The organism is Chitinophaga sp. CC14, assembly GCF_048957795.1.
In the GTDB taxonomy this organism is placed as follows: Bacteria; Bacteroidota; Bacteroidia; order Chitinophagales; family Chitinophagaceae; genus Chitinophaga; species Chitinophaga ginsengisegetis.
Map to the genome: position 1 here is coordinate 682,870 of NZ_JARBFY010000003.1, position 12,555 is coordinate 695,424.

Here is a 12,555-nt window from a genome sequence, read left to right on the forward strand (position 1 = left end):
TCTCATTGCGTGGGATTTATCTTATTATAAATATCGTTGTAGGTATCAAAGTTCCGGAACACCTGGCTGGTGGGTAAATTTAATTGTTGTGCGATCGTGGAAATGCTGTCTGCCCTTGTGAGGAGTTTAATGGCTTCCTTTGTCTGGTTGGTGGCGATTAGCCGGGTAACGGCCTGGATCAAACGTTCCTGGTAGGTATTGCCTTTTACATTGATGATGTAAGGATGTGTAATAAAGCTTCTCGTAAGCTCGTCCAAACGGTTCATGAAGCCGGTGAGGTTGCTGTAAGGTGCATCTATCTGCGAAAAATTATTCCAGTAAAGATCATATTTAACGTAATCGATCACCATATCTATCAGCAGTTCCTGTTCAAAATTAATCCCGCTGTTATTTTCATTAACGGCAAAGCGGGTCATCACGGCAGACAGCACCGGCAAAAGATTGTTTAATTCAATAAGCTGTTTATTGCCCGCCAGCAGCTCAAGATCGGGGAGGGGAAGGAATTCGCAATCTGTAAAGTCTGTATTTTCCCCGGTGGCCAGTATTTGCAGCGCGCGGACAAGCGTTACCAAAAAAGGATGCTCCCGGATGATCCCGTGATCGCTGTCGGTGAGCTGCTGGAAATTTTTATAGTCTTTGAACGCATACATGATTTTGTCCAGCACCAGGTATTCTTCCGCCTCCCGGCGGAATGATTGTTTGTTGGAATAAAAGAAGAAACAATTTTCCATATCCGCTTTATTATGATAGCGGATCATGAATTGGGTTTGATAATGATCGTATATATAGAAGGGGAAGATCCTGGGATCTTCTGTGCCATTGGCTTTCAGGAAGTATAACCCGTTATCCAGTTTGCCGGAAAAAATAAACCAACCTTCTTCATTATTAAAGCGGGTATTATCAGTGTTGAACTCCATCAGTATTTCATTGGTACTGCTGAGAATGGAGTAGCTGGTAAGTAAGGTAACAGGAACCAGTTCCGGGAAAGTGTTTTTGTCGTATTTGGCGCCAAAGAAGAGGAAGTTGGGCCGGTCTGGCGTATTGGGGTTGGTGGATTGTATGCTGAATGCTTCAAGATTTTTGCACAAGTAATCATGGGTGGCTTTGAAAGATAAGATGGGTGCAACAGAGGGGTAGTCGAAGTCGAAGTGAAATGTTTTATCGGCATCCACAATGAGCAGATATTCCTGGTAATAATCGATCAGGTTTACTTTCAGGCGGTAGATGCCTTTTTCCACAAACATATCCAGCTGGGAAGTGTACCCGGCGTAAATGATCTGCAAGTCGCCATCTACGAGTACCAGGTGCAATCCCTCCACTGGTTGGTTGAAAGCTACGAGAATATGGAATTTAACATCAGAATTGTTCATAACCCATAGTATTTTCAGAGAAGTTGATGATAGTTTTTTGTTCACCACTTACGTTGTCCACTAAAACATAATTCCCTTTTTCCAGTTTGTAGTGCCATTTATCTCCTGTAACTACGTTATCTGTACGCAGTTTGTCAGCGTTTTTATTATAGAGGGTCACATTGGAATTACGGTTAAAGGTGATTTCGAAGTTGTAGGCTTCTTCCAGTTTTTTTACTTCGCAGATCACGATGTTATCGCCGCCATTGTCCGTAGAGGCGCTGCCGTTCTGGATCTTATTGTATTTCAGGGCATAGGTAGGGAAATTGTTTTCTATGTGCTGTTTTAGGTCCAGTGCGGTGATCCTGCCACTGTTGTTGGTATCGGCATCGCCTTTCAGGCTTTCGATGAGGAAAGAAGTAAAGGCGCCTCTTTTCTGGTTGGAGTCGATCGATACTTCGTAGCTTAATTTCCCGTAGATGGTGGAATTGCAAACCAATACTTTGGGTACGCGTTCTCCTACTTTATTCTGCCAGTCGCCGATGGGAGGAAGCCCTTTTATCATGGTGTCGTTTTCCCGGCAGCAGTCGAGAAACAACAGCACTTCATCAAAGATTCCTTTGTTAATCAGCCCGGTTAAGTAATCCAGGCTGGAGATACAGTGATTAATCATTTTGGGCCAGAACCGCATGCATAGGGCGGTATTGTTAAAGGTATTGCCGATACCGTGACCTGAAAAATAAAAGTAGATCCGATTGCTTTCGTTCCGGTGTGTTTTCGCATTTTCTGTGATGGCTTCAATGGCATTATCAATTTCATAGCCAATCACAATCTGGTTGTTGGCATCGGATTTCAGTAGTTTGATATTATCGGGGTTGGAAACGAGCTGCATATCGGTCAGGAATTTTGCAAATGCCTCTGCATCGGCTACTGCCCCGGAGAGTGCCCTTTTATCATAATGGTCAATACCTATTATAATTGCATATTCCATGAGTTAAATACTTTTTAGAATAGCGGTTAAAGTGAGTGTGTCGTTGTCAAAATCGCCGTGTTTAAGAGAGCTGCAACGCAGGCTTTCGTCTGCATTTTCAAGATCTGTGGAGAGGATCAGTTTATTATTGCTGATATATTGATTCAGTTTTTTCAGTTCATCAAAGCTTTCGTACCGGCCGGTTGCTTTCAGTTGTTCATGCAGCCCCATAATTTTGGCGTCCACCTCTTCTTCAAAAAGACCGGACACCAGGTACAATAAGGAGTGTGTGTAAGCAAAGGGAATACAATGATCTTTTTTCTCGTTGCTTTCGTCCATTGTAAACATCTTAAAATGTTTGAACACGCCTTTTTCCTGCGCGGGGCTTCCCTTCTGGAGGAAGAAGTCTGTTCTGCAGGCGGGCGCCAGGAAGAAAACATTGTTATAGGTAATGGCATTGAAATGGTTGGCAGTGGCTTCGAGCAGGTTGCATACGGCAATGGCGCCGGCGCTGTGTCCTACCAGTTCTATATCCAGTTTTTTCCCTGCGGCTTTTCGTTTTTGCAGGTGTGCATCCAGCAGGGAGAGGAAGTGTGTGCCGGCATGCAGGTCGTTACCGGTTCGTCCGCTGTTGCTGCTGAACATGTTGCCGGATTTATCTTTGATCTGTTTCCAGCCCCATCCGCCAACTTTATCCAGGTACAGTTTTCTGAAGGCTTCTTCCATGATGGTGGGGTAGAAGTCGTGGTGCGTTTTTTTGAAATAACGCTTTAATACTGCAAAGGCTATCTGCGCTACTACTTTGGCTACAAACAGCATTCCGCCCCTGGCCACTTCATCGCCTTCGGCCTGTTCATATTTAAGTTCGTCAGATCCTTCGGCGCTCACCAGGCCTTTGGCTTCTGTTTCCAGTTTGGCGTAGTAGGTGCTGTAATTTTCGTCTTCCTCATCTATTTCAAGGGGTGTTCCGCCGCGGGCATCCAGCGACCGGTCGAGGTCTTCAAAAGGTTCGATCTTTTGTTTTTCCGCTGCAATGGTTTCATCGCTGAGGTAGGTGCCGCCGCCTTTGGCATCATCCAGTCCCAGTTTTTTAGCCACCAGTTTGGTAACGAATTTCACGATTTCATCGAACACGCCTTTGCCGGTAAGCTCTTTCAGATTTTTCAGGTTTTGCATCACTACTTCAGCGGGACCGGTTTCCCATACAAAGGCAACGGTATGTCTTTTTGCTGTTGTATCAGCAAAGTGTTCTTTCATGACGGTGGCGGCTTTCAGCCCGCTTTTTTCGCTGACTAATCCGCCGTGAAAATAGATGAGCAGTTTTTCGATATCTTTTTCTTCGAGGAAGCTAAAGATCTGTTCTACATCGGCAGGGGTGGTGGACAGGTGACCGGAATCAGCAAAGGTGCCATCGGCGCCTGCATTCACAAAGAAGATTTTTTCAAGTGCTTCCATGATCTTTTTTTGGGGATGATTTGAATACACGGAAAGGCCCATCTTTATTTGGGATGATTGGGGTACTGGTTTGGAGTTACTCGTCTTTTGGGGCTTCTTTTCCTGATCTCTAATATCGGTCATTTTTACAGAAATTCAAATTTATTGTACCGGAGAGATGGGCCGCCGGGTTTAGTGCTATCTGAAAAAATTATTGGTTCTTTTTTAAGAAAACCAGAATACTTGTATACCTTTACATCCGGATATCAGAAATTATATTGGAAAAATACAGGGAAAAGATTGAGCAGCATAGTACAACTATGGAATCAATGGGGCTTACCCCGGTGGCGGCGAGGGTATTTATATACCTGATGCTGAGTGAAGAGCACCAGGCAACCTTTGAGCAAATGGTGAATTACTTTGGCGTGAGTAAAAGCGCCGTTTCCAATGCGCTCAAAATGCTGGAGTCAGTGAAGATGGTAGACGCCAAAACCGTTGGTGGACAGCGTAAGCGGTATTTCTCGGTGAATGTGAAAAGCATGTTCAGTGAAGATTACATTTCAGAGAGGTTAAAACAGTTTTATACCATAATGGATGATATCAGGGCCACGAGAAAGGTAAATGATGTATTCAACGAAGAGCTGAAAGAAGTATCAGACCTGTACAAGATGATGTTGTTTGAAATTCCATTGATCCTGGAACGATGGAAAAGAACCATTGAATTAAAACAACAGCAAAAATAAACCTCTTTTTTTGCCAACTTTAGTTCTTTTCATTCAGAACTAAAAGAAACACAAGCATATCAGATGAAAACAGTCAGCCTGCTGCTGTTACTGGCTCTCCATGTAAGGATAGCAGCCGGGCAAAGCATGCCCGTAAACAGCACTTCTCCGCAATGGACCCTTGAAAAATGCCTGGAGTATGCTACCAGCCATAACCAGGACGTCCTCTCACAAAAGCAGCTGGTACAAGCCGGCACACAAGACCGCAAAGCAGCTGCCGCCCAACTTACGCCGCAGATAACATTGAAAGGAGAAATAGACAACTACTGGAAAATTCCCGTACAGGTATTTCCCGGGGAGCTGGTGAACCAACCTGCGGGCACTTTTATTCCAGTGAGAATGGGAACCCCCTGGATGGGCAGCTACGGTGTGGATGCCGACCTGCCGCTGGTAGACATACAAACCTGGCAACGCATCAAACTCGCCCGCCTGCAGGAACAGGGCGCACAGGCGGAGTACAACTCCCTGCTGAAAACGTTGCTCAGGAATGTACGCATTGCCTGGTACAGCGTACAGCAACAACAGGAATATGTTGCCGTTACCACTCATCTCCAGGAAAATTATCAACACATCCACCAGCTGATCAGCCGCCAGTTTGATAAAGGACTGATCGATAAAATTGTGCTGAACCAATCGGCCACCCTGCTGAAAAACCGGGAGGTGGAGCATCTGGAAGCCGTTGCCACCTTGCAGCAAAACTACCTGGACCTGAAATTCTGGATGGGCTTTCCATTGGAAGACACGCTGCCGGTGGCCGCATCCGGCGAATTACCGGAACTGGCCATCACCGGGTTCAACGGTGAACAGCTGCCGGATTATGAAGCGGAGTTATCTAAAGTAAAAGTAGCGCAGCAAAATTACCGTTCTTCCTTATCGGCCATCTACCCAAGTTTGCATATCAAAGGCACCTGGGAGCAACTGGGCTTTGGCGATAAAACCAGTTTCATTACCCGCTCCCCATGGTTTACTGTAGGCTTTGTGGGCCTGCAACTCAGCATGCCGCTGTCGCTCAGCAGGATCGCCTATCAACCCCGCAGCCAGAAAGCCCGCTGGGAAGCCGCGGATCAGCAGTTCAAAAGTTATACATCTCAACAGGAAAAAAAATACCGGCAGGAAAAGGTACTACTGGAACAAGCTGCCAAAAATATCCAACTGCAACAGGAAAATATCCGGCTCGCCACAGAAAATGAACAACTCACCACGCTAAAGATTAATAAAGGCATCATCGATATGATCCAGCTGAAAGAAGTACAAACAGATCTCTACAAAGCACAGGAACAACTGAACGATGCGAGGATGGATTTTTTCAGACACTATACAGAAATAAATTACTTACAAAATAAATAAGCCTGCATGAGAAAGCTTTTATTAACAGCAGGAATAGCCATCCTGGTAACCGCCTGCAAAGAAAAATTACCCGTTTATACCGTACAGCAACGTACCCTCAATGAAGCCGTATACGCATCCGGGGAAATCATGCCCCAGGCTTATTATTTCCTGAAATCCAACAGCGCCGACCTTCTCCTGCAGGTAAAAGTAAAAGAAGGCGATGCCGTAAGCCGTGACCAGGTACTGGCGGTGCTGGGTACGCCCAGTCAGCTTACCCAATCGGATATACTCCACCGCCAGGTAGCACTGGCCGGCCGCAACGCGGAAGACGGCTCCGCTACCCTCAACGAATTAAAAGAACGGATTGAACAGGCCTGGCAAAAGTATGAAGCCGATAACCTGAACGCCGCACGATATACCGATCTCGCAAAAGATAAAGCCGTTGCAGAAAAGGATGCGGAACAAACACGGCTGGAAGCAGCTAACAGTTTACATACCTACCGTTCATTACAACAACAGTATCTCGCACAAAAAAATGCCCTGGCGGATAAACTGCTGCAAACACGCGAACAGCTGGCAGCAAACAACCAGGTGAGAGAAGGAAAAGTACTGAAAAGCCCGGTAGATGGGAGCGTATTTAAAGTATACCTGAAAGAAGGAGAGCTTGCACCGCTCAACGACCCGGTAATGATGATTGGCCTGCCCGGCAAATTTAAACTGGAACTGCTGGTAGACGAAAGGGATATCAGCAAAATTAAAACCGGGCAGAAAGTATATTTTGAAACAGATGTGTATGCCGGTAAACAATTTGCCGCCACCATCAATAAAATTATTCCGGTATTGCAAAAAGAAAGCAGGAGCTTCCAGGTGGAAGCCGCGGTATTGGATAGCAATGCATTTTATCCACAGTCGTCGGTAGAAGCCAATATCATTATCCGGGAAAATACACGCGCTCTAATGATCCCCGCCGATTACCTGCTGAAAGGCGACAGCGTATACCTGCAACAGGGAAAGGAATGGCGGAAGACGCACATCACCACTCATACAAAAAGCGGCGAGTGGGTGGAAATAACAGGCGGACTACAAGCCGGGGATATCATCGCAAAAAAAGAGTAAGCCATGAAATTGCTAACCGACATACAGCTCACAGCATCTATTGCGCTTACGCATATGCGCACCAGGCTGAAACAAACCGTTATTGCCACCATAGGCGTTATTTTCGGGATCACGATGTTTGTATTTATGGTGAGCTTTATCCAGGGCTCCAATGATTTTGTTAAGGCCGTAGCCTTTGAGCAATCGCCACACCTGCGGCTGTACAACGAAGTACAAACCACGCCCGGTACCATCCTCGATAAGGTGCAAACACACGCAGTAAATATAGTAGATCACGTAAAACCAAAAGATGTTTTACTGAGTTTGAAAGATGGAAAGCAGATTGTACAAACGCTGCAACAGGACCATCGTATCCGTGCAGTCTCCGGCTCTGTCAACGCACAGGTATTTTACAGGATGGGTTCCAGCGCTATCAATGGTATCATCAACGGGATTGAATTTGAAGCAGAGAATTCGTTGTTTAACCTGCAGGCCAAATTGGTGGATGGTAGTTTTCATGAATTATCTACCATGCCCAACAGCCTGGTAATGGGCATCGGGCTTGCCAAACGGCTGAATGTAAAAACGGGCGACCGGTTCGCACTCACAACAGAAAAAGGAAACTCCTTTTATGTTACGGTGGTAGGGATTTTTAAAACCGGCATGACCGATATCGACAAACAACAAAGCTATGCCAGTCTTAATACCGTGCAACGTTTCCTCGGCGTGCCCGCTGCATACATCACCGATATAAAGATCAAGCTGCATGACATGGAGCTGGCACCCGCATTGTCAAAGGAGCTGCAAACGAAATATGGCTTCCAGGTGTCCGACTGGAAACAGGATAACTCTGCTATCCTGGAAGGCGACGCACTCCGGAAGATGATTGTATACAGCGTAGCTATCACCATATTGCTGGTAGCAGGGTTTGGCATTTTCAACATCCTCACCATGATGATCTATGAAAAAATGAAAGACATTGCCATCCTTAAAGCGATGGGGTTTTCCGATGCGGATATCCGGTGGATCTTTTTGATACAGGCGTTGATCATTGGTATTATCGGCGCATTGCTGGGATTGTTGTTTGGCTTTCTTTGTGCTTATGGCATTTCAAAAATGCCATACAAAAGCGATGTCATGATCACGCTGGACCATTTGCCGGTAAGTTTCAACGCGGTGTATTATATCACCGGTTTTTCTTTTGGCATTCTCACCACTGCGCTCGCCGGCTACCTGCCGTCGCGCAAAGCAGCCCATGTAGATCCTATCACTATTTTAAGAGGGTAAACCATGAACCTGATCTCGGTTAAACATGTAAATAAATATTTCCTGCAACCCGCAAAGATGCAGGTGCTGAATGATGTGAGTTTTGATATAGAAAAAGGAAAATTCGTTGCCATTACGGGTAAATCCGGCAGTGGCAAATCCACGCTGCTATACCTGCTGTCTACCATGGATACTGCTTTTGAAGGCAGCATCCGTATTAACCAGGAAGAAATGCAGGGAAAAAGTAATCCCTGGCTCGCTGATTTCAGAAATCATCACATTGGTTTTGTATTCCAGTTTCATTACCTGTTACCGGAATTTTCGGTGTTGAAGAACGTGATGTTGCCTGCGCTTAAACTGCGCAGATATTCATCTTCAGAAATAGAGCATCGTGCGAATGAACTCCTTAAATTGCTCGGAGTAGCCGACCAGGCGCATAAGCGGGCATCATTGCTTTCCGGTGGCCAACAGCAGCGGGTGGCTATTGCGCGGGCATTGATCAACGAACCGTTGATCATTATGGGAGATGAACCGACCGGTAATCTTGACAGCCATAATGCTGCAGTAGTATTCGATCTCTTTAAAAAATTATCAGCAGAAAACGGGCAAACGATATTGATGGTAACCCATGATGAAGACATAGCCAAAAGATCGGACCGCACCATTCATCTCACAGATGGTAAAATAGACGAGGTGCATCTAGGGTAGCCGGGCCGCCAGCTTCTCCGGCATATATTTCAGTACCTGGTAAATGATCTTCCATTTGGCTCCCGGCACAATGGCAAAGCGATTCCCGGCATTCACTATTTTCTGTGCAATAAAGGAAGGCTCCATCAGCAGGTATTCAGGAAGGTCAAGTCCGGCTGTCATTTTACTGCGGATATAGCCTGCTATAATTACATTAACAATAATTTTCCTGGAGAAGAGGTATTGCCGCAGTCCTGCAAGATACTGTGTGAATGCAGCTTTGGTGCTCCCATATACAAAGTTACTCTTGCGTCCGCGTACGCCGGAAAGCGACGATAGCCCGATGATTCTTTCCAGGTGATCGTTTTCTTTGTCTGTGATAATGAGATTAAGAATAGACAGGGCGCCGGCATAATGCACATTGATCATCCGGTAACTGCCTTCCCAATCTACCAGTGCCTGTTCGTTGGTTACCTGGAATCCGGCAGCGTATACCACGATGTGAGGTTTGGCGGGCAGGCCGGCATAGAATTCTGCATGACCGGAAAAAGCGGTGGCATCAAAATAGCAGATGGTCAGTTGCTGATCAGCTACGTTCCTGGCTTTCATAAATGATGCGATGTCGCCCGTGCTGCGTGAAGCAGCTATAACATGATAGCCTTTTTCCAGGTACAGTAGTATTGCTTCTTTGGCCACATCGGAATTGGCGCCGAGGACAAGGACCGTTTTGATAGCATGAAGATTCATAGATCATAAAAATAGTCATTGTCCGGATATTAGTTGCATTGCCGGAAATTACGTTTCCGGCAATGCAGCGGGGAGCAGCATCAGGACCTTCTTTTACTGATATCACACAGCATATCGGAATGGATGTTCAACCCGATGTTGGTAATATTATAAAGATGTTCACTGGCCACCAGCCAAACAATTTCACAGATCTGGCGATCGGAGTAATACTCCGGCAAACGGCTGAAAGTGGTGGGGTTTACCGTTTTATCCCTGGTAAGTTCTGTTACATAGTTGAGCAACGCCTTTTCCGCGGGTGAAAAAAGCGGGCTTGTGGTATAGTCGTCCAACGCATCAAAACGGCTTGCATTCATGGATGCCTGGATGGCTACAAACCGGCTGGTGTCAATACAAAAAAGACAGATATTAATACGTGCCACCTGTTGACGCACCAGCATCACTGTTTCCGGATCCAGTTCCAGCTTTTTATCCAGTTGGGAAACTTTGCCATAAAACATACCGAATGCCAGTGGAAGTCGTGCCGAATGTACTTTCAGCGGGGCCAACACTTTACCAAACTGGCGGCGCGTAAAGAAATAAACAAGTTTCATTACCAGCCCTTTGGGCTGCTCTATGGGAGACAGAAAAGTATCCATACCATTATATTTTAGGTGTGATAGATGATTGTTACACCCTTATAAGGATCGGGAAGCCGGAAATTGGACAAAAGAGAAAAAATATTTTATAAAAGAAGGGACATCTGTTAAAAACCTATCTTGTTAAATCCGGTTATTTACTGTAATCTTATAGGGTAATAAAGTAACCCGATGACAGTACCTATTATTAACAGGTGGATCTCCTGCCTGTGTTGTTTAACTATGGCGGCAGTAGCCACTGCCCAATCTCCCGCAAAAAATAACAAGCTTGAAAAGATAGACGCTGCCCTGACAGATATTCTGCAGGAAGCGCAGGGCGCCGGCTTTGCGGTAGCGGTAGTGGAAAAAGACCAGGTGATATTTTCAAAAGGCTTTGGCTACCGGGACATGACCCGTAAATTACCGGTAACAGCGCATACCCGTTTTGCCATCGGCTCCTGTACCAAAGCATTTACCAGCGCCTTACTCGGCGACCTGCGCCAGGAAGGGAAGGTTGATTTTGATAAACCGGCAACTACCTATCTGCCCGCACTGGATTTTGCCGACAGCTATCTCAATACCCAGGTTACTTTGCGTGATATGATGTGCCATCGCACGGGTTTTTCCCGTTACGACCTGGCATGGTATCTTTTTGAAACCGATTCGAGAGACTCGCTGCTGAAGCGCATGCATTTCATGAAACCCAATGCGCCTTTACGCGCCCGCTGGCAATACAACAACTTTATGTTTATGGTGCAGGGAATGGTAGCAGAGCGGTTAACGGGGCAGTCGTGGGAGCAGAATATTACCAGCCGCATTTTTCAGCCACTGGGCATGAGCGAATCTTCCATCGGTACTATTGCCCTGGCGGCTGCGGACGAGCCGTCGCGCGGATACCAGTTCAGTAAGGAAAACGGCATTAAGGAAATGAAATATCACCCTATAGTGGCAATGGGGCCGGCCGGCGCTATCAACAGCACGGTAATGGATATGTCGAAATGGCTCATCACCTGGATCTATGGCGGGAAGTACCATGGGAAAGAAATCATCCCGGCAGATTATGTGAAAGAGGCCATTTCTTCCCAGATGGTGATTCCGGGCGGTGAACCGGATAAGCAAACACCGTATATCCAGTTTGCCAATTACGGACTTGGCTGGATGCTGCTTTCTTATCGTGGTCATTACCGCGTGGAGCACGGCGGGAATATAGATGGCTTCACCGCATTGACTACCTTCTATCCAACAGATAGTATTGGTATTGTGGTGCTGAGCAATCAGAATAATTCCGCCATTCCCACCAAGGTGACTAACCTGATCACGGACCGGCTGCTGGGCATTGCAGCCGACACCAAACCTAAAAATAAACCCGGTAAAAAAGAGGATGATCCAGCGCCGTCCAGGGATTCAGCGTTTAAGCCGCATCCTGCTACGCACCCGGTGACAGCGTTTGCCGGGGTGTTTAAAAATGATGCTTATGGTAACTTTGAAATTTCTGTGAAGAAAGATTCCCTGTTTGCCACATTCCCTGATGTAACGTGGTACCTGAACCAGGAAGACTATAACATTTTCTCTCCTTATGATGCTGCAGACAGTGTGATTGATGTAAAGTATAAGTCGAATGTAAGAGTACAGTTCCTCATGAATAACAGCGGGGAAATTGACCGGTTGAGTTTTGCCTACGACCCGTCGGGCGATCCGGTGATATTTGACCGCGTGCCGCAACAGGTGGTATTATCGGCCGCCTCGCTGGCGCCGTTTGTGGGCGCCTACAAATTAGCGTCCATGCCTATCCAGATCAAACTATCGGATACCCAGGTGCTCACAATGGTGGTGCCCGGGCAACCGGTGTATACGCTGGAAGCGATCGATAACAGTACTTTCCGTATTAAGGGGCTGAAAGAGTTTAAAGTAAAGTTTATCAGGGATGATAAAGACAAAGTGGTAGCGTTAACTTCCATTCAGCCTAACGGTACCTTCCGGGCGGAGAAGGAATAATGCATTTTCCATGTAAGAAAAAACCGGTGCAGCTCTGTATTACTGCACCGGTCTGGGGAACATTGTATTTATTGATGGGGCCGGGTTACGAACAACGACGTTAAGACACACTATTAAAAACTAAAATTGGGGTGTTACCGAGATGCCATCATTATTACAAACCGTTGCCAGGTATGTGTTTGATGGGATCTCCGGATAAAAGGCCATCAGCTATTCTTCTTGTTAATCCGTAAAGGATTGTATTACAGGGGCAAAAGTATAGCGCGGAAACCAGGCAATCAACTGCG

Annotated in this window: 11 protein-coding genes; 6 read left to right on the forward strand and 5 right to left on the reverse strand. The window is 46.2% G+C overall.

The annotated features are described in order from the left end of the window. Nucleotides 1–2: 2 nt before the first annotated feature. The 3 genes from PV783_RS12805 to PV783_RS12815 are packed head-to-tail and all read right to left on the reverse strand — an operon-like array spanning nucleotide 3 to nucleotide 3,774. A complete protein-coding gene (locus tag PV783_RS12805) occupies nucleotides 3–1,370 on the reverse strand; it encodes a hypothetical protein (protein WP_420988246.1) in 1,368 nt (455 codons plus the stop codon). After that, nucleotides 1,357–2,340 carry a caspase family protein gene (locus tag PV783_RS12810; RefSeq protein ID WP_420988247.1) on the reverse strand — a complete coding sequence of 328 codons (984 nt, stop codon included), beginning with the start codon at nucleotides 2,338–2,340 and terminating at the stop codon, nucleotides 1,357–1,359. The genes PV783_RS12805 and PV783_RS12810 overlap by 14 nt, the downstream gene beginning before the upstream one ends. Before the next feature lie 3 nt (nucleotides 2,341–2,343). Beyond that, nucleotides 2,344–3,774, reverse strand: a complete 1,431-nt coding sequence (locus PV783_RS12815; protein WP_420988248.1) for a hypothetical protein — start codon at nucleotides 3,772–3,774, stop codon at nucleotides 2,344–2,346. A 257-nt stretch (nucleotides 3,775–4,031) separates the two neighbouring features. Between PV783_RS12815 and PV783_RS12820 the strand changes: the two genes are divergently transcribed. The 5 genes from PV783_RS12820 to PV783_RS12840 all read left to right on the forward strand — a co-directional run bounded on the left by PV783_RS12820 (nucleotide 4,032) and on the right by PV783_RS12840 (nucleotide 8,933). Beyond that, the gene (locus PV783_RS12820; protein WP_420988249.1) at nucleotides 4,032–4,496 is read left to right on the forward strand and encodes a GbsR/MarR family transcriptional regulator; all 465 of its coding nucleotides are present in this window, start codon (nucleotides 4,032–4,034) and stop codon (nucleotides 4,494–4,496) included. Nucleotides 4,497–4,559: 63 nt separating this feature from the next. Continuing rightward, a complete protein-coding gene (locus PV783_RS12825) occupies nucleotides 4,560–5,882 on the forward strand; it encodes a TolC family protein (protein ID WP_420988250.1) in 1,323 nt (440 codons plus the stop codon). A gap of 6 nt (nucleotides 5,883–5,888) precedes the next feature. Beyond that, nucleotides 5,889–6,980 carry an efflux RND transporter periplasmic adaptor subunit gene (locus PV783_RS12830; RefSeq protein ID WP_420988251.1) on the forward strand — a complete coding sequence of 364 codons (1,092 nt, stop codon included), beginning with the start codon at nucleotides 5,889–5,891 and terminating at the stop codon, nucleotides 6,978–6,980. 3 nt (nucleotides 6,981–6,983) lie between these two features. Next, nucleotides 6,984–8,246 carry an ABC transporter permease gene (locus PV783_RS12835; RefSeq protein WP_420988252.1) on the forward strand — a complete coding sequence of 421 codons (1,263 nt, stop codon included), beginning with the start codon at nucleotides 6,984–6,986 and terminating at the stop codon, nucleotides 8,244–8,246. 3 nt (nucleotides 8,247–8,249) lie between these two features. Next, nucleotides 8,250–8,933: an ABC transporter ATP-binding protein gene (locus PV783_RS12840; protein ID WP_420988253.1), complete on the forward strand. Its 684-nt coding sequence runs from the start codon at nucleotides 8,250–8,252 to the stop codon at nucleotides 8,931–8,933. On the opposite strand, the gene PV783_RS12845 is transcribed toward PV783_RS12840, so the two are convergent. Next, nucleotides 8,925–9,659 carry an SDR family NAD(P)-dependent oxidoreductase gene (locus PV783_RS12845; protein WP_200817205.1) on the reverse strand — a complete coding sequence of 245 codons (735 nt, stop codon included), beginning with the start codon at nucleotides 9,657–9,659 and terminating at the stop codon, nucleotides 8,925–8,927. The genes PV783_RS12840 and PV783_RS12845 overlap by 9 nt on opposite strands. A gap of 80 nt (nucleotides 9,660–9,739) precedes the next feature. Then, complete coding sequence (locus PV783_RS12850) at nucleotides 9,740–10,294, reverse strand: carboxymuconolactone decarboxylase family protein (protein WP_420988254.1); 555 nt, start codon at nucleotides 10,292–10,294, stop codon at nucleotides 9,740–9,742. 171 nt (nucleotides 10,295–10,465) lie between these two features. Here PV783_RS12850 and PV783_RS12855 point away from each other — a divergent pair, with 171 nt between their 5' ends. Beyond that, a complete protein-coding gene (locus PV783_RS12855) occupies nucleotides 10,466–12,268 on the forward strand; it encodes a serine hydrolase (RefSeq protein ID WP_420988255.1) in 1,803 nt (600 codons plus the stop codon). Nucleotides 12,269–12,555: the final 287 nt, after the last annotated feature.